At 61.9% G+C, this 20,807-nt stretch carries 20 protein-coding genes and 1 riboswitch; of the genes, 4 read left to right on the top strand and 16 right to left on the bottom strand.

Annotated elements, in window-relative coordinates; genetic code table 11:
• Positions 1-81 precede the first annotated feature (81 nt).
• The 11 genes from BLR69_RS13000 to BLR69_RS13050 all read right to left on the bottom strand — a co-directional run bounded on the left by BLR69_RS13000 (position 82) and on the right by BLR69_RS13050 (position 11,052).
• Positions 82-1,533 (bottom strand): cobyric acid synthase, encoded by a 1,452-nt coding sequence (locus tag BLR69_RS13000; RefSeq protein WP_071493788.1) that lies wholly within the window; start codon positions 1,531-1,533, stop codon positions 82-84.
• Complete coding sequence (cobD, locus tag BLR69_RS13005) at positions 1,530-2,519, bottom strand: threonine-phosphate decarboxylase CobD (RefSeq protein WP_071493789.1); 990 nt, start codon at positions 2,517-2,519, stop codon at positions 1,530-1,532. Before cobD ends, BLR69_RS13000 begins: the two co-directional genes overlap by 4 nt.
• Entirely contained in the window at positions 2,512-3,420 is a 909-nt protein-coding gene (cbiB, locus tag BLR69_RS13010) for an adenosylcobinamide-phosphate synthase CbiB (protein ID WP_071493790.1), read from the bottom strand. Before cbiB ends, cobD begins: the two co-directional genes overlap by 8 nt.
• Positions 3,417-4,067 carry a 5,6-dimethylbenzimidazole synthase gene (bluB, locus tag BLR69_RS13015; protein ID WP_071493791.1) on the bottom strand — a complete coding sequence of 217 codons (651 nt, stop codon included), beginning with the start codon at positions 4,065-4,067 and terminating at the stop codon, positions 3,417-3,419. The genes cbiB and bluB overlap by 4 nt, the downstream gene beginning before the upstream one ends.
• A complete protein-coding gene (locus BLR69_RS13020; protein WP_071493792.1) occupies positions 4,064-5,371 on the bottom strand; it encodes a cobyrinate a,c-diamide synthase in 1,308 nt (435 codons plus the stop codon). Before BLR69_RS13020 ends, bluB begins: the two co-directional genes overlap by 4 nt.
• Positions 5,368-5,979, bottom strand: a complete 612-nt coding sequence (gene cobO, locus BLR69_RS13025) for a cob(I)yrinic acid a,c-diamide adenosyltransferase (RefSeq protein ID WP_010208674.1) — start codon at positions 5,977-5,979, stop codon at positions 5,368-5,370. Before cobO ends, BLR69_RS13020 begins: the two co-directional genes overlap by 4 nt.
• 79 nt (positions 5,980-6,058) lie before the next feature.
• Positions 6,059-6,305, bottom strand: a riboswitch (cobalamin riboswitch).
• 165 nt (positions 6,306-6,470) lie between these two features.
• Entirely contained in the window at positions 6,471-7,010 is a 540-nt protein-coding gene (locus BLR69_RS13030; protein ID WP_071491318.1) for a C40 family peptidase, read from the bottom strand.
• A 144-nt stretch (positions 7,011-7,154) separates the two neighbouring features.
• Positions 7,155-7,784, bottom strand: coding sequence for a C40 family peptidase (locus BLR69_RS13035; RefSeq protein WP_058424953.1), 630 nt, complete (start codon positions 7,782-7,784; stop codon positions 7,155-7,157).
• 213 nt (positions 7,785-7,997) lie between these two features.
• Positions 7,998-8,702 (bottom strand): DnaA regulatory inactivator Hda, encoded by a 705-nt coding sequence (hda, locus tag BLR69_RS13040; RefSeq protein WP_058424954.1) that lies wholly within the window; start codon positions 8,700-8,702, stop codon positions 7,998-8,000.
• A 203-nt stretch (positions 8,703-8,905) separates the two neighbouring features.
• On the bottom strand, positions 8,906-9,979 hold the full coding sequence (locus BLR69_RS13045) for an AI-2E family transporter (RefSeq protein ID WP_071493793.1): 1,074 nt from the start codon (positions 9,977-9,979) through the stop codon (positions 8,906-8,908).
• A 32-nt stretch (positions 9,980-10,011) separates the two neighbouring features.
• Complete coding sequence (locus tag BLR69_RS13050) at positions 10,012-11,052, bottom strand: DUF2066 domain-containing protein (protein WP_071493794.1); 1,041 nt, start codon at positions 11,050-11,052, stop codon at positions 10,012-10,014.
• Between the two features lie 353 nt (positions 11,053-11,405).
• On the opposite strand from BLR69_RS13050, the gene purM reads away from it, so the two are divergent.
• The 4 genes from purM to BLR69_RS13070 all read left to right on the top strand — a co-directional run bounded on the left by purM (position 11,406) and on the right by BLR69_RS13070 (position 14,405).
• Positions 11,406-12,464, top strand: coding sequence for a phosphoribosylformylglycinamidine cyclo-ligase (purM, locus tag BLR69_RS13055; RefSeq protein WP_071493795.1), 1,059 nt, complete (start codon positions 11,406-11,408; stop codon positions 12,462-12,464).
• A complete protein-coding gene (gene purN / locus BLR69_RS13060; RefSeq protein WP_071493796.1) occupies positions 12,464-13,114 on the top strand; it encodes a phosphoribosylglycinamide formyltransferase in 651 nt (216 codons plus the stop codon). Before purM ends, purN begins: the two co-directional genes overlap by 1 nt.
• Before the next feature lie 8 nt (positions 13,115-13,122).
• Positions 13,123-13,836 (top strand): DUF3108 domain-containing protein, encoded by a 714-nt coding sequence (locus tag BLR69_RS13065; RefSeq protein WP_058424959.1) that lies wholly within the window; start codon positions 13,123-13,125, stop codon positions 13,834-13,836.
• Positions 13,837-14,216: 380 nt separating this feature from the next.
• A complete protein-coding gene (locus tag BLR69_RS13070) occupies positions 14,217-14,405 on the top strand; it encodes a hypothetical protein (RefSeq protein WP_016976512.1) in 189 nt (62 codons plus the stop codon).
• A 153-nt stretch (positions 14,406-14,558) separates the two neighbouring features.
• Here the strand turns inward: BLR69_RS13070 and BLR69_RS13075 are convergent, their stop codons facing one another.
• The 5 genes from BLR69_RS13075 to cysM form a co-directional block, all read right to left on the bottom strand.
• Entirely contained in the window at positions 14,559-15,104 is a 546-nt protein-coding gene (locus tag BLR69_RS13075) for a DUF2058 domain-containing protein (RefSeq protein ID WP_010208656.1), read from the bottom strand.
• Positions 15,105-15,129: 25 nt separating this feature from the next.
• The gene (gene mazG / locus BLR69_RS13080) at positions 15,130-15,963 is read right to left on the bottom strand and encodes a nucleoside triphosphate pyrophosphohydrolase (RefSeq protein ID WP_071493797.1); all 834 of its coding nucleotides are present in this window, start codon (positions 15,961-15,963) and stop codon (positions 15,130-15,132) included.
• 156 nt (positions 15,964-16,119) lie between these two features.
• Positions 16,120-18,363, bottom strand: a complete 2,244-nt coding sequence (gene relA, locus BLR69_RS13085) for a GTP diphosphokinase (protein WP_071491326.1) — start codon at positions 18,361-18,363, stop codon at positions 16,120-16,122.
• A gap of 121 nt (positions 18,364-18,484) precedes the next feature.
• Positions 18,485-19,837 carry a 23S rRNA (uracil(1939)-C(5))-methyltransferase RlmD gene (rlmD, locus tag BLR69_RS13090; RefSeq protein WP_071493798.1) on the bottom strand — a complete coding sequence of 451 codons (1,353 nt, stop codon included), beginning with the start codon at positions 19,835-19,837 and terminating at the stop codon, positions 18,485-18,487.
• Positions 19,837-20,739: a cysteine synthase CysM gene (gene cysM, locus BLR69_RS13095; protein WP_058425337.1), complete on the bottom strand. Its 903-nt coding sequence runs from the start codon at positions 20,737-20,739 to the stop codon at positions 19,837-19,839. The genes rlmD and cysM overlap by 1 nt, the downstream gene beginning before the upstream one ends.
• Positions 20,740-20,807: the final 68 nt, after the last annotated feature.

The raw sequence follows: 20,807 nt of genomic DNA on the forward strand, positions 1-20,807 counted from the left end.
ACGCACCGCCATCGGGGGCAAGCCCCCTCCCACCTTTGGGTTGCAGTGCAGCAGTTAAATACTCAGCGCATTCGCTCACTGTCAAATCCCACATAGTTTGCGTAACAACTCAGTATCCAAATGGTTCTCCACCAGATCAGCCAGGCGCTCGATATCGCGCTCGCGCAGGGCGTGGTAATCCACTTCCTGCACGTCCTGCAAACCGGCCCAGCGCAACAAGGCGCTGCACGCGGCCGGGCTTTCGAACAAGCCGTGCAAGTAGGTGCCAAGAATTTGCCCATCGGCACTTTGTGCGCCATCGCTGCGGCCATCCTCCAACAGCACGGCGGCATTCGACAAAGCATCGCCGCAGGTCACGCCCGCATGGATCTCATAACCGCTGACCTCGGCATTCTCCAACAACAAGCGCCCCCGCACATTGCGCAGCTGCTTCTCTTCTTCCAGCGTGGTACTGAACGCCAGCAGCCCCAGGCCATCACTGGAGCCGGCAGGCCCTTCCAGGCCCAACGGGTCGTGTACCTGCTCGCCGAGCATCTGCAAGCCGCCACAAATGCCGAGCACCTTGCCGCCATAGCGCAAGTGCCGCGCCACGGCGGTGTCCCAACCGTTGGCACGCAGATAGGCCAGGTCGCTACGCACACTTTTCGAGCCCGGCAGGATAATCAGGTCGGTGGCAGGGATCGGCTGGCCCGGACCAATGAATTGCAAATCCACCTGGGGGTGCAGGCGCAGCGGGTCGAAATCCGTATGGTTGCTGATGCGCGGCAACACCGGCACCACCACCTTGAGCACCTGGGCCGCCTTGTCGATCTGGCGTTGGTCGATGCCGTCCTCCGCTTCGAGGTGCAGGTCCATCACGTAGGGCAACACGCCCACCACCGGTTTGCCGGTGCGCGCTTCCAACCAGTCCAGGCCCGGCTGCAACAGCGCGATGTCACCGCGAAAACGATTGATGATGAAGCCTTTGACCCGCGCCTGTTCCGTGGGTGACAGCAGCTCCAGGGTGCCGACCAGATGGGCGAATACCCCGCCGCGATTGATATCGGCGATCAGCAACACCGGGCAATCCACCGCCTCGGCGAAACCCATATTGGCGATGTCATTGGCACGCAGGTTGATTTCCGCCGGGGAGCCAGCGCCTTCCACCATGACTACGGGATAGGCCTGACTCAACCGCGCGTGGGAGGCCAGCACCGCTTGCATCGCGATGGCTTTGTAGTCGTGATAGGCCACTGCGTTCATTGTGGTCACGGCGCGGCCGTGGATGATCACTTGAGAGCCGGTGTCGCTGTTGGGCTTGAGCAGCACCGGGTTCATGTCGGTATGGGGCGCCAGGTTGGCGGCCTGGGCCTGCACCGCCTGGGCACGGCCGATTTCACCGCCTTCAGCGGTCACGGCGCTGTTGAGCGCCATGTTCTGCGGTTTGAACGGCACCACGGCAACGCCCTGGCGTACCAGCCAGCGGCACAATGCGGTCACCAGCGTGCTCTTGCCGGCATCGGAGGTGGTGCCCTGCACCATCAGCGTACTCATGTCGCGTCCTTATAGGCGGCCAGGGCTTCGTCCAGGCGCTGCCAATCGGCCTCGGTGTCAGGCAGGCCGAAACGCAGGCTGCTGTCGTGCACGAACAGCCGCAGCAGAATGCCGCGCTGGGCCATGAATTCGTGCACACGTTCGGCATGGGGCGTGATCAGCCATTGGAACAGCGCGCAGCCGCCGTGGGGTGGAAAACCGTGGCGCTCCAGCAACGCGAACAAACGCTGGCCCGCCTCAATGCAACGCGCACGTTGCTGCGCATGCCCGGCCGTGTCGCGCAGGCACGCTTGGCCCAGCACCCGCGTCGGCCCGCTGACCGCCCAGGGACCAAGCTGCTCGGCGAGTAACTTGAGCAACTTGCGCTCGGCCAACACAAAGCCCAGTCGCACGCCGGCCAGGCCGAAGAACTTGCCGAACGAGCGCAGCACGATCAAACCGACCTGATGCGCCTGGCCCGCCAGGCTCAGTTGCGGGGTCACATCCATGAAGGCTTCGTCCACCACCAACCAGCCGCCGCGCTGGGCCAGCCGCGAGTGCCAATCCAGCAAGCGTTGCGGGCTCAGGCTCAGGCCGGTGGGATTGTTGGGGTTGACCACCACCAGCACGTCGAGACCATCAAGAAAGAAGTCGACTTCCTGCTCCTGCACTTCGCGCACCACATAACCGGCACGGCGCCAGGCTTCGGCGTGTTCGGCATAGCACGGCGACAGCACGCCGACCTTGCCCGCGCGACGCAGCCGCGGCAGCAACTGGATCGCCGCCTGGGAACCCGGCACCGGCAATAGATGCGCAGCGCCATAGTATTCGCTGGCGGCCTGCTCCAGGCCGTCGTCGGTTTCCGGCAGGCGCGCCCAGGCGCGCAACGGGATCTCGGGGATCGGCCAAGGCCAAGGCGCGAGGCCGCTGGACAGGTCGAGCCAGTCGGCTTCGGCTATCCCGTATTGAATCGCGGCCTTGCGCAGCCGACCACCGTGCTCAAGCATAGAATTGCGCCCCCGCGCATAGGATCAGCAGCCACAACCATACGCCGCGTTGCACCAGTTGCCAGCCCCGGTCGATGGAAGCGGCATCCGCCGCCGGGCCTTCGCCCAGTTGCGGGCGGTGGTGCACTTCACCGTGATAGATCGCAGCGCCGCCCAACTCCACGCCCAGGGCGCCCGCACCAGCGGCCATGACCGGCCCGGCGTTGGGGCTGTCCCAGGTCGGGCCTTGGGTGCGCCAGCATTTGAGCGCCAGGCGCGTCTTGCCCAGCACCGCGTAGGTCAACGCCACCAGGCGTGCGGGAATGTAATTCAGCACGTCGTCGATTTTTGCAGCAGCCCAGCCGAAGCGCTCGAAGCGTTCGTTGCGATAACCCCACATGGCGTCGAGGGTGTTGCTCAGGCGGTAAAGCACCACGCCTGGCACGCCGGCCACCACAAACCAGAAAATCGCAGCGAACACCGCATCGCTGCCGTTCTCCAGCACCGACTCGGTAGCGGCACGGGCAACTTCGGTGCGGTCCAGCTCGCTGGTCTGACGGCTGACCAGATAGCTCACACGCTTGCGCGCTTCCTCCAGGTCATCACTGCGCAGCGCCTGGGCCACCGGAATCACATGCTCGCCAAGGCTGCGCATGCCGAGGGCGCAGTACAGCGCGAGGATCTCCAGCACCCAGCCGATGTACGGCGCCCATGACAAGGCCGTGGCCAGCAACGTCAGCGGCACCACGGCGATAAACCACGCGGTCACGCCATGGCTGCGCCAGCCACGGCCACCGGTGTTGAAACGTTGCTCGATGCGCCCGGCGAAATTGCCGAACGCCACCAGCGGATGCCAGCGCCTGGGTTCGCCCAGCAGCGCATCCAGCGCGACTGCAGCGACACACAGCAAGGCCACACTCATTGACTCACTCCCCACGTATTTTCATACAACATGTCACTCAATGGCCGAGGCTCGGTCCAGCCTTCGAGCTGCAACATCGGTGCCGGATAGAACTCGGCTACCGGCCCCAGGCACAACACGGCCAGGGGTTTCGCGCCGGGCGGCAAGCCCAGCAGATCGGCCAGCGCCTGGGGTTCGAACAACGAGACCCAGCCCATGCCCAGGCCTTCGACCCGCGCCGCCAGCCACAAATTCTGGATAGCACAGGACAATGACGCCATGTCCATTTCCGGCAGGGTGCGACGCCCGAAGATGTGCCGCTCGCGATCATCCATCAACGCCGCCACCAGCACTTCGGCACAGTCGTGAATGCCTTCGACCTTGAGCTTCATGAACTCATCGGAGCGCTCACCCAGGGCTTCGGCGGTGCGTACGCGTTCTTCTTCCACCAATTGTTGAATCTGCCCACGCAGTTGGCGGTCGCTGATGCGGACAAAGCGCCAGGGCTGCATCAGGCCGACGCTGGGCGCCTGGTGTGCGGCCTGGAGCAAGCGGTGGAGCAGCTCGGGGGCGACAGTACCGCCGCTGAAGTGGCGCATGTCGCGGCGTTCGGCGATGGCACGGTAGACAGCGTCGCGGTCGGCCTGGGGAAAGGCGTTGTCGCTCATAGTGCTGGGTCGGGCGCGAACAATGCGGCCACCGCCTGGGGATTGGATGGGAAATAGAAATGTACGTAGGACGCCGTCATCCGCCCCTGCCGGTATACCGCCTCGGCACCGCGCCCACCGTTGGGGCTCATGCCACGGGCAATCGGCTGCCATTCGGTGGTGGTCAGGGAATGGTGATAGGTATGGCCACGCAGGGTGCCTTCCGGCAATTCGACGCTTTGCAGGGCCAGGGCCGCCAGTTTCTTTTGCATCACCGCGTCGCCCTGCAACAGGCCGAGCAGTTCAGCGCGGATGCCGTCGACATCGGTCAGCGAGTCCAGCAGGTAGAGCATGCCGCCGCATTCGGCGAGCAAGGGTTTGCCGGCCGCGTGGTGAGCGCGAATGGCTTCAAGCATCGGGATGTTTTCCGACAGCGCCTGATGGTGCAATTCCGGGTAACCGCCGGGCAGGTAGAGACTGTCGGCATCGGGCAACTGGCTATCGTGAATCGGCGAGAAGAACGCCAGCTCAGCGCCCATTGCGCGCAGCAGGTCGAGACTTGCACCGTAGGTAAAAGCGAAGGCCTCATCGCGGGCCACGGCGATGCGCACGCCCTTGAGCAAGGGTTCGGCCTCGATCACTTGCGGCGCAGCAAATGTCACCGGTGGCGGCAAGGCGACTTCGCAACTGCTGCCCAGGGCTTGCGCGGCAGCGTCCAGGCGCACATCCAGGTCATTCAGTTCGCTGGCCTGCACCAGGCCGAGGTGGCGACTGGGCAGTTCGATACCGGTCTCGCGTGACAACGCGCCATACCAGCGCAGGCCCTCGGTGAGGCTGCCTTCCAGCAGTTGCGCATGACGCAGGGTGCCGACACGGTTAGCCAGTACGCCGGCGAATGGCAGATCCGGCTGATAGCGCGCCAGGCCCAATGCCAACGCACCGAAGGTCTGCGCCATGGCCGTGCCGTCGATCACTCCCAGCACCGGCACGCCGAAATGTCGCGCCAGGTCGGCGCTGGAGGGTGTGCCGTCGAACAGGCCCATCACGCCTTCGATCAGGATCAGGTCCGCCTCCCCCGCCGCTTCCCACAGCAAACGGCGACTTTCCGCCTCGCCCACCATCCACATGTCCAACTGATACACCGGCGCACCGCTGGCGCGCTCGTGAATCATCGGGTCGAGAAAGTCCGGGCCGCATTTGAACACACGCACCTTGCGCCCCAAGTTGCGGTGCAAGCGGGCGAGCGCGGCGGTGACGGTGGTTTTGCCCTGGCCGGACGCCGGAGCGGCGATCAACACGGCAGGGCAATGACGGGGCTGATTCAAAGTTCGACGCCCTTCTGTGCCTTGATGCCGGCCTGGAACGCGTGCTTGAGCATGCCCATTTCGGTGACGGTGTCGCCCATTTCGATCAACTCGGGTTTGGCGCCACGGCCGGTGACCACCACGTGCTGCATCGGTGGACGGGCTTGCAGGTCGCTGAGGACCTGGTCCAGGTCGAGGTAGCCGTGCTTGAGCGCGATGTTCAGTTCGTCCAGCACCACCAGGCCGATGGAGGGGTCTTGCAGCAATTCGCGGGAGACCGCCCAGGCGGCTTCGGCGGCGGCGATGTCGCGCTGGCGGTCCTGGGTTTCCCAGGTGAAACCTTCGCCCATCACATGGAAACGCACTTGCTCGGGGAAGCGGCGGAAGAACAATTCTTCACCGGTGCTGTTGCGCCCCTTGATGAACTGCACCACGCCGCACTGCATGCCGTGGCCCATGGCTCGGGCCAACATGCCGAACGCGGAGCTGCTCTTGCCTTTGCCGTTGCCGGTCAGCACCAGCAGTAGGCCGCATTCGTTGGGGGAGTTGGCGATGCGCTCGTCGATCACGGCTTTTTTGCGCAGCATGCGCGCCAGGTGGCGTTCGTCGCGGTCGGGGGAATCGGTCATGGCAGCTCTCCGTTGGGGCTGGACAAAAACGGCGGGCAGGAAAAAAGAACAACAGACAGCCAAGCATCGCCCACCGTGATGCTGTTGGATGTTGCAGGCCGGTCTCCGGGCTCATGAGTGGCGTGCGGGTTGAAGGCAGGCCAACGCTGCGCCTTCCCATATCGCAGGCGATACAGTGGCAAAAGGCAGCGTCTTGACTCATTTACCGTTGCGGGGGCAGCGCCGGAATCGCGGCGGCACTGTGTAGAAGTGCGCTCACTCACCGGCTTCCCTGTTTCACTCCGTCGACCCGTGGGTCACAGAGCACCTGGAACAAGCGGCGAAGGGTAGTAGGTTGGGGGTGGAGCGTCAATTAAAGCGACTTGAAGTCGACACAAAACAACTGTGGGAGGGGGCTTGCCCCCGATGGCGGTGGATCAGCCCATTTATCTTTAGCTGACACACTGCTATCGGGGGCAAGCCCCCTCCCACATTTTGATTCGAGTCTGGCGCTAAGGATTGCGTGCCAGGTTGCCCGGCAACACGCGTTTGGCGCTCAGGTAGGCATTCTGCCAATAGGCCTTGGACAGCGTATCCAGCTTCACCGTGCCGCCGGTTTGCGGCGCATGCACAAACCGGCCTTCACCCACGTAGATCCCGGCGTGGCTGACCTGGGAACCGCCACCGGTGGCGAAGAACAGCAAGTCGCCGGTCTGCAGGTTCTGTTCGCTGACATCCTGGGCGCGCATCACGATCAGTTCGCGGGTGGTACGCGGCAGGGAGATACCAGCGGCATCGCGGAAGACAAACCCGATCAGGCCACTGCAATCAAACCCGGAGTCCGGCGTGTTGCCGCCCCAACGGTAAGGCGTGCCGACCAGGCCCAGCGCACGGAAGAGCACGTCTTCGGCCGCAGGCGAGAAATTCTGGGTGGAATAGTTGAACACCGGCTTGGGCTTCACCGCTACGGGAGCGGGCGGCGGCGTGCGGCTTGCACAGGCGCTGAGGAGCGCGGCGCAAACAATGAGAATCAGGCGGGCCGAGGTCGACATGTGCAGAACAATCCTGGTCTGGATGCGGCTTTCGCTGCCGAACGCTGAAAACCAGAACGCGCAAGCAAAGCTCGCGCGAACGGATTACAACAATATCCAGGGATTCTAGCGCTTACACGTCAAACTTCAAGTATCACTTTAAGTTTACTTGCTAGCGGTAACCGTCGTCGGGGCCATGGCGAGTGCGCGCTTGGCTTCGATGAAGGTTTTGCTCCAGTAGCTGTCACCCAGGTTATCGACCCGGACACCACCACTGCGACGGCTGCTGGAGTGGATAAACTGGTTATCGCCCAGGTAGATACCGGCATGGCTGACACGACCACGGCCTGCCGTACTGAAGAAAAGCAGATCACCGGGCTTGAGGTTGTTGCGTGCGACCAACGGTGCATTCACGTTGATCATTTCGCGAGTGGAACGCGGCAGGTTCATGCCGGCCTCTTCACGAAACAGATAGCCGATGAAACCGCTGCAGTCGAAACCGGCTTCAGAGGTACCACCGAAGCGGTAACGGGTACCGATCAGGGACATGCCGCGTTCGAGGATGCTGTCGGCCAGGACTGGAAGCTGGTAAGGCTTGTTGCCGGCGAAGTCGGCCAGTTCCTTTTCCGTTGCAACTTCTTCCTCATAAACAGAGGCAGATTGAGCAGCAACGAATTTTGCCTGATTTTGAACCTGTGGTTTTTGCTGATCTGCCACCTGCTGAGGGTGGGAGGCGCAACCAAACAACAGGGTAACGAGTGCGAGGGGCACGAGGGGTGCGAAGCGATTTAGCATGGGCACGACCGTGGCTGATATGTAAAGAAGTCGAGACTATGCCTTCTATCACATCGATTTGCAAATTCAATCGTGGTCTATGTGACTTCTTGTTTGGACTATGACATCTAAGCCCTTAACACCCCTTACCTGCCTTTTGCGTGGCCAAACCGGCTAAAACGCAGGTTTTCTGGCGCCTGGAATTTGCCGAAAGCCGCGAAAACAAAGGGCTGGTTACCAACCGAGGGTTTCTTTCAGGAAGGGGATGGTCAGCTTGCGCTGGGCCTGCAAGGAGGCCTGGTCGAGCTGTTCGAGCAGATCGAACAATGCACTCATGCTGCGGGTGCCTCGAGTAAGGATAAAGTGCCCGACCTCGTCGGTGAGGTGCAGGCCGCGACGGGATGCGCGCAGTTGCAGGGCACGCAATTTGTCTTCGTCGGACAGCGGGCGCATCTGGAAGATCAGCGCCAGGGTCATCCGCGACTTGAGGTCGGCCAGCTTGATCGGCAACTCACGGGGCGAAGTCGACGCGGCAATCAGCAGCCGCCGACCGCTGTCACGCAAGCGGTTGAACAGGTGAAACAGCGCTTCTTCCCAATCCGCCTTGCCGGCGATCGCTTGCAGATCGTCGAGGCACACCAGCTCGTATTGCTCAAGATGGTCGAAGATGCCGATACCGCGGTCCATCAACTCAGCCAACGGCAGGTACACCGCCGGTTCGCCCATCTGCTCGAACCGCAGGCACGCAGCCTGCAACAGGTGGGTACGCCCTACGCCGTGCTTGCCCCACAGATAGATCAGGCTTTCGGTCCACCCGGCGTCGGCTTCGCAGAGCCGCTCGACATAGCCGAGTGCAGCGGCATTGGCGCCTGGGTAGTAGTTGATAAAGGTGGCGTCATCACGCAGACGCACACCCAAGGGCAGCTGAATCGGTTTCATGCTGACTGAACGGCTCCAAACGAACCGTTAGTGGCCTCTGTGTAAAGTTTGCAAAGTTTATACCCGTGACGCCGGGCGCACAATGCAACAGACCCCAAGCAAAATCAAAGGTTTGCGTTAACTTGTTGGATTTATGCAGATTGTTTGACGGACCGCTCCCAGAAAAGACAAACCCGGCGTTGGCCGGGTTTGTGAAGAAAGGGTTACAAGTCGGGATCTTCAACCCCCGTATACGCATCCGAATCCTTGTACAGATCGTGCACATGGCGCACCAGCACCATGATCACCGCCGCTACCGGCAGTGCCAGCAGGATGCCGGTAAAACCAAACAGCTCACCGCCCGCCAGGATCGCAAAGATCACCGCCACCGGGTGCAGGCCAATCCTATCCCCCACCAGCAACGGCGTGAGCACCATGCCTTCCAACGCTTGGCCGACCATGAATACGGCCACGATCCCCAGCATCGGGTAAAGGTCACCGCCAAACTGGAACAAGCCCGCCACCAGCGCCGCGCCGATACCGATCACAAAGCCCATATAAGGCACGATCGCGGCCAGGCCGGCGATCAGGCCGATCAACAGGCCCAGCTCCAGGCCGATGGCCATCAAGCCAGCAGCGTAGATGATCCCCAGGGCCAACATTACCAGCAACTGCCCGCGCACGAAGGCGCCAAGCACCTCATGGCACTCTTCGGCCAGCGAGACAATGCGTTCCTCACGGTTGCGCGGCAGCAAGCTGCGGATCTTGGCCATCATGATGTCCCAGTCGCGCAGCAAGTAGAACGCCACCACCGGGATCAGCACCAGGTTGGTCAGCCAGCCGATCAACGCCAGGCTGGACGCCGTCGCCTGACTGAGGATGACCCCGACGATGTCGGTGGTCTGACCCATATGTTCACTGATGGCCGACTTGACCTTGTCGAACTTCCAGAAGCCATCCGCCAGCCCCAGCTTGGCCTGGGCCCATGGCATTGCCGTGTGCTGCAGCCAATCGAGCATCTGCGGCGCCAGCTCATACAAGCGGAACAACTGCTTGGCCAGCATCGGCACCAGCACCAGCACCAACGCCGTGATGATCAAGGTAAACAGGGCGAACACCGCCACCACGCCCCAGGTCCGCGACAACCCTGCCTTCTCCAGACGGTCCACCACCGGATCGAACAGGTAAGCCAGCAGCAACGCGACCAGGAACGGCGTCAGGATCGAATGCAGCAGGAACACAAAAACGCACAGCAGGACAAACCCGCCAAGCCACACCCAACGACGCGTATCCGCCATAAACCACTCCATCTATATAAAGAAGAAAACTGCTACCAACGAAAACGCAGTTGCGCCTGAGGTTCTGGTGCAGCAGCCGGCTGCTCACCCTCCGCCACGGGTTGCTGGACCGGTGCTTCACCCGCAGGAATCTCCTGCAACTTGGCCAGGCTCAACTGAGTACGCAACTGATCGGCACTGCCGTTGACGCGGTACACGATGCGATTGCCATCCACTAACTGCGGCTGACCGCCGAAAGGCTCCAGCAGATGCCCCAGCGCGGCATAACGCTCAAGGGTCATGCCCTGCACTTCCAGCAATTGTTCGGTGCTCACGCCGGGCTTGACCGCAAAGCGCGGCGCCAGCTTCTGGCTGACCGCCAGCATCACCGCGTCGGCCACGGCGCCGGTGTCGGCCCCTTGCGCCGTGCCTTGCTCACTTTTGTCGCCCAGCCACAGACGCCATTTGGCCAGCCATTGGCTGCCTTCCTGACGCGCATGCACCGCCAGCAAGGCGTCGGCGCCGTAACGCTCGGAGGCCGCACGCAGCGGTGTGGCGTCGGCACTTTCCAGATTCGGTGCGGTGGCGACCACCTGCTCATCCAGGTCACCCAGCGGCAGGCGCAGCGGCAAACCTCGGTGTTGCGCCGCACGGCGCAGCGCCTGGGCAACGGTCTGGCCATCGCCCACCAGGCTGCTGCCTTCGGTGGAGTCGTTCAGCCACCAGCCAAGGATCGACGGCCGATTGCTGCCCCAGATCGACAGGCCCGCTTCCCGCAGCACGCGATCGGTGCTCACCGGGTCGAAATCCACTTGCAGGCTTTCCGGCGGGCCTGCGTCGTAGCCGTACTGACTGATGATTTGTTGCGGGTCCTTGCGAACGGCCGCCAGGCCCGGGCCATCGGCGGCCTTGGCGTCGCCGGTCAAGCGAATCACCAGGGTCTGCACGGCGCGCTGGGTCGCCTGGTCGCGCTCTTGCGGCGACTGGCTGCTGACGGGCTCGAGTACTTGATAAAGGCCATTGAGGGTTTCGGCATGACTCGCCAGGCTGACCAACGACAAGCAGCCTACAAAGAAAAACTTGAACAAACGCATGAAAGATTCCCGAACGACAAATTTAGCGGCTGGAACAGACCGCGTGAACTCGGCTTGGCAAGGCTGTGACCACAGCGACCGGTAAAACATTCACAGGGTCGTGGCAGTTTTTGTACTGTCATAACGATAGCGGTTTAAAGGCTATACCTTAATACACGTCAAGGCAGGGCCGATTTGCATTTTTTAACCGGCTTTTTTACCTATATGCCCCTGCCCGTCGGCCCGAGGATGGCCGCTGCCCCTCAAGCCTGATAAAATCGCGCGCCTTCGCAGACCGTCAACGGCTGGGCCTTTTACCAAAAGCGCCTGCCCGCTCGGTCGTTACCCAGAAATCCCCCCTAAAGGCCTGGATCATGAGCAAGCAACCCTCCCTGAGCTACAAGGACGCCGGTGTAGACATCGACGCCGGTGAAGCATTGGTCGAACGCATCAAGAGCGTCGCCAAGCGCACTGCGCGCCCCGAAGTCATGGGCGGCCTGGGCGGTTTTGGCGCCCTCTGCGAAATCCCGGCCGGCTACAAGCAGCCTGTCCTGGTGTCCGGCACAGACGGCGTGGGCACCAAGCTGCGCCTGGCACTGAACCTGAACAAGCACGACACCATCGGCATCGACCTGGTCGCCATGTGCGTCAACGACCTGGTGGTGTGCGGCGCCGAGCCGTTGTTCTTCCTCGACTACTACGCCACCGGCAAGCTGAATGTGGACACCGCGGCACAAGTGGTCACCGGCATCGGCGCTGGTTGCGAACTGTCGGGTTGCTCCCTGGTCGGCGGTGAAACCGCTGAAATGCCAGGCATGTACGAAGGCGAAGACTACGACCTGGCCGGCTTCTGCGTCGGTGTCGTGGAAAAAGCCGAGATCATCGACGGCTCCAAAGTCGCTGCCGGTGACGCCCTGCTGGCCCTGCCATCCTCCGGCCCGCACTCCAACGGTTACTCGCTGATCCGCAAGATCATCGAAGTGTCCGGTGCCGAGATCGAGAACACCCAGCTCGACGGCAAGCCGCTGACCGATTTGCTGATGGCCCCGACCCGCATCTACGTCAAGCCACTGCTCAAGCTGATCAAGGACACCGGCGTAGTCAAGGCCATGGCCCACATCACCGGCGGTGGCTTGCTGGACAACATCCCGCGCGTGCTGCCAAAAGGCGCCCAGGCCATCGTTGACGTGGCCAGCTGGCAGCGTCCGGCAGTATTCGACTGGCTGCAAGAGAAAGGCAACGTCGACGAAACCGAGATGCACCGCGTGCTGAACTGCGGCGTCGGCATGGTCATCTGCGTGGCTCAGGAGCACGTTGAAACCGCACTGAACGTACTGCGCGAAGCCGGCGAGCAGCCTTGGGTCATCGGCCAGATCGCCACCGCTGCCGAAGGCGCGGCTCAGGTTGAGCTGAAGAACCTCAAGGCTCATTAATGTCTCAGACCTGTGATGTCGTGGTGCTGCTCTCCGGCACCGGCAGTAACTTGCAGGCCCTGATCGACAGCACGCGCACCGGCGACAGCCCGGTGCGCATTGCTGCGGTGATCTCCAACCGCAGCGACGCCTACGGCCTGCAACGCGCCAGGGACGCGGGTATCGACACCCGCTCGCTGGATCACAAGGCTTTCGAGGGCCGCGAGGCCTTCGACAGTGCCTTGATCGAACTGATTGACGCCTTCAACCCCAAACTCGTGGTACTCGCCGGCTTCATGCGCATCCTCAGCGCTGACTTCGTGCGGCATTACGCAGGGCGCCTGTTGAATATCCACCCTTCCCTGCTGCCCAAGTACAAAGGCATGCACACGCACCAGCGTGCGCTCGAGGCCGGCGACAGCGAGCATGGCTGCAGCGTGCACTTTGTCACCGAGGAACTCGATGGCGGGCCTCTGGTCGTACAGGCAGTGGTTCCGGTAGAGTCTGACGACTCGGCGCAGACGCTTGCGCAACGGGTTCACACCCAGGAACACAGGATTTACCCGCTGGCCGTTCGCTGGTTTGCCGAGGGGCGGTTGATTCTTGGTGACCAGGGTGCATTATTGGACGGTCAGTTACTCGCGGCCAGCGGCCACTTGATTCGAACCTAGGAGATTTTATGCGTCGCGCCTTGCTCTTCGCTTTTGCGCTGTTCGCCTTGCCAGCCGTGCAAGCAGCAGACCTTCACCCCTTCTCCGTCAGCTACACCGCCGACTGGAAACAGTTGCCCATGAGTGGTTCGGCCGAACGCAGCCTGGCCAAGAACGGCGACGGCTCCTGGACCTTGAATTTCAAGGCTTCCATGATGATCGCCAGCCTCACCGAAACCAGCGTGATCCTGTTTGACAAGGACACCCTGCAACCGAAGAGCTACACCTTCGAACGCGGCGGCCTGGGCAAGGCGAAGAAGATCAATCTGGACTTCGACCAGACCGCCAAGAAAGTCACCGGCTTTGAAAACAAAGACCCGGTCAACGTGCCCCTGCAAAGCGGCATGCTCGACAAGTCGACCTACCAGTTGGCCCTGCAGCGCGACGTGGCTGCCGGCAAGAAGAGCATGAGCTACAACGTGGTCGAAGGCACCGACGTCGACACCTACGACTTCCGCGTGATCGGCCCGGAAAAGGTCCAGACCAAGGTTGGCTCCATTGACGCGATCAAGGTCGAGCGCGTGCGTGACCCGACGCAGAGCAAGCGCATCACCCAGATGTGGTTTGCCAAGGACCAGGGCGGCATCCTGGTTGCCCTGCGCCAGGTAGAAACCGACGGCAAGGAATACAACATCATGCTGCAGGACGGCACCGTTGACGGTAAGGCTGTCAAAGGTAGCTGATCGGTAGCTGGAACAGAGAGCCTCGCGAATGCGGGGCTTTTTTTCGCCCATGGATTCAGTGTTGAAACCTCTACCGCTATCGGGGGCAAGCCCCCTCCCACACTTGGTTGTGTTCACCGATCAAAACGTGGGAGGGGGCTTGCCCCCGATGGAGATAGCCGGGCCAACAAAGGGTTCAAGGCCTGACTTGAACATGAAACTTTTGTCATAAAACTCAGCACCCTGCGGCGCAATGTCGCGGTTTACGCGGCCTGCAGCACTGTTGCGTTTGCTGCAATGATTTGTTGCGCGAAAAGTCGGTTTACTTAGCAAGCTAACAAATCATATAACAAAGGCCTGCGACGACTTGCCGCAGACTCACCAGAGATTGGAGCAAGCAGATGACTGTAAAAGTAACTGAACGCGACGACGAACATATGTCCCACGAAGCACTGGGCCATGGGATTCACATCTGGGATGTACACCAGCAAGACCTGTTGGTCGGCATGTTTCACAACGAGAGCGACGCTCATAATTATAAAAACGAGCTCGAAGCCCTTGAGATGAGACGCCAGTCAGAAAGTCGTTAACCCCATACTGTAGGAGCGAGCGTGCTCGCGAAAAACTCATAGGCACCGCGCTCATTCAGGCTACACGCGTTATCGTTGACGTTTTTCGCGAGCAAGCTCGCTCCTACAAATAAAAACCCCGCCTGTTAAGCGGGGTTTTTCGTTTCTACTGCCTTACCACATCAGGTCATCCGGAATCTGGTAGGCCGCGTATGGATCATCCTCATCCGGCACCTGGCTTTCCGTCAGGATGTTGAGCTGGACGATACGCTCCGGTGCACGTTCCTGGATTTTCAGCGCCGCTTCACGCGGGATCACCTCATAACCGCCACCGTGGTGCACGATCGCCAGGGAGCCGTTGCTCAGCTTGTTGCGCATCAGCGTGTTGACCGACAGGCGCTTGACCTTCTTGTCGTCCACGAAGTTGTAATAGTCCTCGGTGGTCAGCTTGGGCAGGCGCGAGGTCTCGATCAGTTGCTTGACCTGGGCCGTGCGGGCCTTGGCCTCGGCTTTTTCCTGCTGCTGGCGGTTCAGTTCCTGGTCGCGCTTGACCTTCTCGGCCTGCGCCTCAGCCGCCAGGCGGGCCTGGGTGTCATCCGCCTCGATCTGGCCTTTGTGGACCAGGCGCTGCTGCTTCTGTTTCTCTTTGCCGACCTGCTTGGCCTGCTTTTGGTTGACCAGACCTGCTTTGAGCAACTGGTCGCGAAGGGAAAGGCTCATGGTGCTTACTCACTTAGGCAACTGCTCAACCGCAGCTGGACACATTCTTTTCCTGACGTTTGGCTTCGCCCCACAGGGCGTCCATCGTTTCGAGGGTGCAATCTTCTATGGATTGGTGCGTATCGCGCAATGCCTGTTCGATAAATCGGAAGCGTCGCTCGAACTTGGCATTGGCGCCACGCAGCGCGGTTTCCGGGTCGACCTTGAGGTGACGGGCCAGGTTGACCGCCGCGAACAGCAGGTCACCGACCTCATCGGCAATCGCCGCAGAATCGTTGTCGGCCATGGCTTCGAGCACTTCATCGAGCTCTTCGCGCACGTTATCCACCACCGGCAGGGCCGACGGCCAGTCGAAGCCAACCTGGCTGGCGCGCTTCTGCAATTTGGCGGCGCGGGACAGGGACGGCAGCGCCGTGGGCACGTCATCCAGCAGGGAGAGTTGCTCCGGCGCGTCGGACTTTTCCGCACGCTCCTCAGCCTTGATCTGCTCCCAGCGTTCCTTGACCTGTTCTTCACTCAGCTGTGGGATATCCAGCGGCGCATACAGGTCGCCGGTGGGGAACACATGGGGATGGCGACGGATCAGCTTGCGCGTGATGCTGTCGATCACCCCGGCAAATTCGAAGCGCCCTTCTTCCCGCGCCAACTGGCTGTAATACACCACCTGGAACAACAGGTCGCCCAGCTCACCCTGCAGGTGATCGAAGTCGCCGCGCTCAATGGCGTCGGCGACTTCGTAGGCCTCTTCCAACGTGTGCGGGACGATGGTGGCGTAGGTTTGCTTGATGTCCCACGGGCACCCGTATTGCGGGTGCCGCAGGCGGTTCATCAAATGCAGCAGGTCTTCTAGTGAATACATCGGTCTCTTTCCGCTGAAGTGGGAACGCTAGAGATCAAATGTGGGAGCGGGCTTGCTCGCGAAAGCGGTAGGTCAGCCACTGCATCCGGCACTGACAAACCGCATTCGCGAGCAAGCCCGCTCCCACATTTTTTTAGTCCGCGTTCATCCCGCTAATCATGGGGTACGGTTACGCCGCGTCTCGATGATATTCGGCAACTGGGAAATCCGCCCCAGCAACCGCCCCAGTGCGTCCAACCCCGGAATCTCGATGGTCAGGGACATCAGCGCGGTGTTGTCCTCTTTGTTCGAGCGGGTATTGACCGCCAGCACGTTGATCCGCTCATTGAGCAGCACTTGCGACACGTCACGCAGCAAACCGGAACGGTCGTAGGCACGGATGACGATGTCCACCGGGTAAGTGAGCACCGGCACCGGCCCCCAACTGACCTGGATGATCCGCTCCGGCTCACGCCCGCCCAGTTGCAGCACCGAGGCGCAATCCTGGCGGTGAATGCTCACGCCACGGCCCTGGGTGATATAGCCGACGATGGCGTCCCCCGGCAGCGGCTGGCAGCAGCCGGCAATTTGGGTCATCAGGTTGCCCACGCCCTGGATCTGGATATCGCCACGCTTGCCTGGCTTGTAGCCGGTGGCCTTGCGTGGGATCAGTTCCAGCTGTTCGCTGCCGCGTTCCGGCTCGACCAGTTGCTGGGCCAGGTTGACCAGTTGGGCCAGGCGCAAATCGCCGGCACCGAGGGCGGCAAACATGTCTTCGGCAATCTTCATGTTGGCCTTTTCGGCCAGCTTGTCGAAGTCCACCTGGGGCAGGCCCAGGCGCGCCAATTCGCGCTCGAGCAAGGTTTTACCGGCCGCGACGTTCTGGTCGCGCGCCTGCAATTTGAACCAGTGGACGATCTTCGCCCGCGCTCGCGACGTGGTGATGTAGCCCAGGTTCGGGTTCAGCCAGTCACGGCTCGGCGTACCGTGCTTGCTGGTGATGATCTCGACCTGCTCACCGGTCTGCAGGCTGTAGTTGAGCGGCACAATGCGCCCGTTGATCTTGGCGCCCCGGCAGTTGTGGCCGATCTCGGTGTGCACGCGGTAGGCGAAGTCCAGCGGCGTGGCGCCCTTGGGCAAGTCGATGGCGTGCCCGTCCGGGGTGAAGATATAGACCCGGTCCGGCTCGATATCCACGCGCAGCTGTTCGGCCAGGCCGCCGATGTCGCCGAGTTCTTCGTGCCATTCCAGCACTTGGCGCAGCCATGAGATTTTCTCTTCGTACTGGTTGGACCCGGCCTTGACGTCGGTGCCCTTGTAGCGCCAGTGCGCGCACACCCCCAGTTCTGCCTCTTCGTGCATGGCGTGGGTGCGGATCTGCACTTCCAGCACCTTGCCCTCGGGGCCGATCACCGCTGTGTGTAACGAGCGATAACCGTTTTCCTTGGGGTTGGCGATGTAATCGTCGAACTCCTTGGGGATGTGCCGCCACAGGGTATGGACGATGCCCAGCGCGGTGTAGCAGTCGCGCATTTCCGGCACCAGCACGCGCACCGCACGCACATCGTAGATCTGGCTGAAGGCCAGGCCCTTGCGCTGCATTTTGCGCCAGATGGAATAGATGTGTTTGGCGCGGCCGCTGATGTCGGCTTCGACGCCGGTGGCCTGCAACTCGGAGCGCAGCTGGTTCATCACATCGGTAATGAAGCGCTCACGGTCCAGCCGCCGCTCGTGCAGCAGCGTGGCGATCTGTTTGTATTGATCGGGTTCGAGGTAGCGGAAGGACAAGTCCTCCAGTTCCCACTTGATATGGCCGATACCCAGGCGGTGCGCCAGCGGCGCATAGATGTCGAAGACTTCGCGGGCGACGCGGTTGCGTTTTTCGTCGTCGGCGGTCTTCACCGCCCGGATCGCGCAAGTACGCTCGGCCAGCTTGATCAGGGCGACACGCACGTCGTCGACCATCGCCACCAGCATCTTGCGCAGGTTCTCGACCTGGCCCTGGGTGCCCAGCACCATGGACTGGCGCGGGCTGAGGCTGGCGCTGATCGCCGCCATGCGCAGCACGCCGTCGATCAACTTGGCCACCACGGTGCCGAAACGCTGGCTGACGGTGGGCAACGGGATATGCCCTTCACGCACGCCGCGATAGAGCACGGCGGCGATCAGCGAATCCTGGTCCAGCTTGAGATCGGCGAGGATCTCGGCGATTTCCAACCCGGTGCGAAAGCTTGAAGTGCCTTCGGCCCACAGGTTCTTGGCCGCATTGTCTTGCTGCTCAGACTCACGAGCGAACTCGCAGGCTGCTTTCAAGGCTTCACGGTCCAGTGCCGGGTCGACACTGATGGCATGGTCCAGCCATGCCTCGAGATTGATACTGCCGTCGGTGTTGATCGGCTGGTGTGCTCTCACCTGTACCATCTTGCTTACCTTCCCTACGACGCACCTTCGATGCGCCAAAATCATCGCCGACGTTTACTGCGGACTCCCTGGCAGATCACAGGCCCTGGAGAACGCAGGCCAGTCGGATTAAACGGGCATCCTAGCCCGCTTCAAATAACGCCATGGCCTCGACATGCGCGGTTTGCGGAAACATGTCGAGGATCCCGGCACGTTTTAGCCGGTAGCCTTGCTTGACCAACTCAACCGTGTCCCGCGCCAGCGTAGCCGGGTTGCAGGACACATACACCAGACGCTTGGCGCCCAAGGTCGCAAGCTTGCGCACAACCTCCAGGGCACCGTCACGGGGTGGGTCCAAGAGTACCGCAGAAAAGCCCTGTTTGGCCCATTCTGCGTCAATCAAAGGCTGGGACAAATCGGCCTGAAAAAACTGCGCATTATGCAAATCGTTGCTGATGGCATTCACGGCCGCCCGGTCCACCATGGTCTGCACACCTTCCACCGCCACCACTTCACGCACTTGGCGCGCCAGTGGCAGGGCGAAATTGCCCAGGCCGCAAAACAGGTCCAGCACCCGTTCGTCGGGTTGTGGCGCCAGCCATTCCAGGGCCTGGGCAACCATCGCTTCATTGACCCCGGCGTTGACCTGTACGAAGTCTCCCGGCCGGTAAGCCAGCTCCAGATTCCACTGTTCCAGTCGAAAGCCCAAGACAGCATCAGTGTCGACCGGCTCCGGCTGGCCCTCGCCATGCAGCCACAATTGAGCCTCATGGAAAGTGCAGAATTCTTTTAACACCTGCAGGTCCGCTTCGGACAACGGCGCCATATGCCGCAGCAACACCGCAGTGGACGTACCGCTGAACAACTCCACATGCCCCAGCGCCTGGGGTTTGCTCAGGCGGCGCAGCATGTTCGGCAGGCGCTGCATGATCGGTTGCAAGGCCTGTACCAGCACCGGGCAATCATCGATGGCGACGATGTCCTGGCTGGCCACGGCGCGAAAACCGACGTCCAGGTGTTTCGCCTTGGCATCCCAACGCACCGCCACGCGGGCGCGGCGACGGTAGCCGAATTCCGGCCCGCTCAACGGCGCGGCCCACTCTTGCGGTTCGACACCGGCCACGCGGGACAGTTGCTCGGCGAGCATGCGCTGTTTCAGGGCAAGCTGTTCGGTGTGGGGCAGGTGCTGCACGCTGCAACCGCCGCAACGGCCAACGTGCGCACACGGCGCCGGGCGGCGCAGCTCGCTGGCCTTGAAGACACGCTCGGTGCGCGCCTCGACGATTTTGCCGTGGGCCCCCAGCACTCGGGCTTCGACTTCTTCGCCGGCCAGCGCGCCGTTCACAAACCAGGTGCGGCCCTCGAAGAACACGATGCCACGGCCATCATTGGCCAGGCGCTCGATGGTCAGGCGTTGTTTCTTGCCCACTGGAATCTGCGGGGCCCGGCTGCCGCCCGTCGGTTGGAAGCGCAGGCCTCTCTCGTGCTTGGCCATCAGTTGGGTTCGTCGAAGATGCCGGTCGACAGGTATCGGTCGCCTCGGTCACAGATGATCGCGACGATCACCGCGTTTTCCACTTCTTTGGACAGGCGCAACATGCCCGCCACCGCACCACCGGAAGACACGCCGCAGAAGATGCCTTCTTCACGCGCCAGGCGGCGGGTGGTGTCTTCGGCTTCACGCTGGGCCATGTCGATGATGCGGTCCACACGCGTGGCGTTGTAGATCTTCGGCAGATACTCCTCGGGCCAACGGCGGATACCTGGGATGGCCGCGCCTTCCATCGGTTGCAGGCCGACGATCTGGATCGCCGGGTTCTGCTCCTTGAGGTAGCGCGAGTTGCCCATGATGGTGCCGGTGGTGCCCATGGAGCTGACGAAGTGGGTGATGGTGCCCTGGGTCTGGCGCCAGATTTCCGGGCCGGTGCTGGTGTAGTGCGCCTCGGGGTTGTCGCCATTGGCGAACTGGTCCAGCACCAGGCCACGGCCTTCGGCGGCCATGCGCTCAGCGAGGTCACGCGCGCCTTCCATACCTTCTTCCTGGGTGACCAGCACCAACTGCGCGCCATAGGCGGTCATCGCCGCCTTGCGCTCGGCGCTGCCGTTGTCGGGCATGATCAGGATCATCTTGTAGCCCTTGATCGCGGCGGCCATGGCCAGGGCGATCCCGGTGTTACCCGAGGTGGCTTCGATCAGGGTGTCGCCGGGCTTGATCTGCCCGCGCAGCTCGGCGCGGGTGATCATCGACAGCGCCGGGCGGTCCTTCACGGAACCGGCCGGGTTATTCCCTTCGAGCTTGAGCAGCAGGGTATTGCTGGTTTCACCCGCCATGCGTTGCAAGCGGACCAGGGGCGTGTTGCCGACGCAATCGGCGATTGTTGGGTACTGCAAGGTCATGGCGTATTCGCAATCCAGACTGCGGGGCGCACATCATACCGGGAAAGGCTGGCGGGCCATATCACGCA

Origin of the sequence: Pseudomonas azotoformans, from assembly GCF_900103345.1 — a bacterium.
Lineage (GTDB): Bacteria > Pseudomonadota > Gammaproteobacteria > Pseudomonadales > Pseudomonadaceae > Aquipseudomonas > Aquipseudomonas azotoformans.

What these genes read in the sequence shown, in the direction of transcription:
- BLR69_RS13035 (WP_058424953.1), bottom strand. Translation starts at nt 7,784, where the DNA reads ATGCTAAATCGCTTCGCACCCCTCGTGCCCCTCGCACTCGTTACCCTG.
- BLR69_RS13000 (WP_071493788.1), bottom strand. Translation starts at nt 1,533, where the DNA reads ATGAGTACGCTGATGGTGCAGGGCACCACCTCCGATGCCGGCAAGAGC.
- BLR69_RS13050 (WP_071493794.1), bottom strand. Translation starts at nt 11,052, where the DNA reads ATGCGTTTGTTCAAGTTTTTCTTTGTAGGCTGCTTGTCGTTGGTCAGC.
- BLR69_RS13030 (WP_071491318.1), bottom strand. Translation starts at nt 7,010, where the DNA reads ATGTCGACCTCGGCCCGCCTGATTCTCATTGTTTGCGCCGCGCTCCTC.
- cobD (WP_071493789.1), bottom strand. Translation starts at nt 2,519, where the DNA reads ATGCTTGAGCACGGTGGTCGGCTGCGCAAGGCCGCGATTCAATACGGG.
- purM (WP_071493795.1), top strand. Translation starts at nt 11,406, where the DNA reads ATGAGCAAGCAACCCTCCCTGAGCTACAAGGACGCCGGTGTAGACATC.
- BLR69_RS13065 (WP_058424959.1), top strand. Translation starts at nt 13,123, where the DNA reads ATGCGTCGCGCCTTGCTCTTCGCTTTTGCGCTGTTCGCCTTGCCAGCC.
- mazG (WP_071493797.1), bottom strand. Translation starts at nt 15,963, where the DNA reads ATGTATTCACTAGAAGACCTGCTGCATTTGATGAACCGCCTGCGGCAC.
- hda (WP_058424954.1), bottom strand. Translation starts at nt 8,702, where the DNA reads ATGAAACCGATTCAGCTGCCCTTGGGTGTGCGTCTGCGTGATGACGCC.
- cobO (WP_010208674.1), bottom strand. Translation starts at nt 5,979, where the DNA reads ATGACCGATTCCCCCGACCGCGACGAACGCCACCTGGCGCGCATGCTG.
- BLR69_RS13075 (WP_010208656.1), bottom strand. Translation starts at nt 15,104, where the DNA reads ATGAGCCTTTCCCTTCGCGACCAGTTGCTCAAAGCAGGTCTGGTCAAC.
- cysM (WP_058425337.1), bottom strand. Translation starts at nt 20,739, where the DNA reads ATGACCTTGCAGTACCCAACAATCGCCGATTGCGTCGGCAACACGCCC.
- bluB (WP_071493791.1), bottom strand. Translation starts at nt 4,067, where the DNA reads ATGAGCGACAACGCCTTTCCCCAGGCCGACCGCGACGCTGTCTACCGT.
- BLR69_RS13070 (WP_016976512.1), top strand. Translation starts at nt 14,217, where the DNA reads ATGACTGTAAAAGTAACTGAACGCGACGACGAACATATGTCCCACGAA.
- relA (WP_071491326.1), bottom strand. Translation starts at nt 18,363, where the DNA reads ATGGTACAGGTGAGAGCACACCAGCCGATCAACACCGACGGCAGTATC.
- purN (WP_071493796.1), top strand. Translation starts at nt 12,464, where the DNA reads ATGTCTCAGACCTGTGATGTCGTGGTGCTGCTCTCCGGCACCGGCAGT.
- rlmD (WP_071493798.1), bottom strand. Translation starts at nt 19,837, where the DNA reads ATGGCCAAGCACGAGAGAGGCCTGCGCTTCCAACCGACGGGCGGCAGC.
- BLR69_RS13045 (WP_071493793.1), bottom strand. Translation starts at nt 9,979, where the DNA reads ATGGCGGATACGCGTCGTTGGGTGTGGCTTGGCGGGTTTGTCCTGCTG.
- cbiB (WP_071493790.1), bottom strand. Translation starts at nt 3,420, where the DNA reads ATGAGTGTGGCCTTGCTGTGTGTCGCTGCAGTCGCGCTGGATGCGCTG.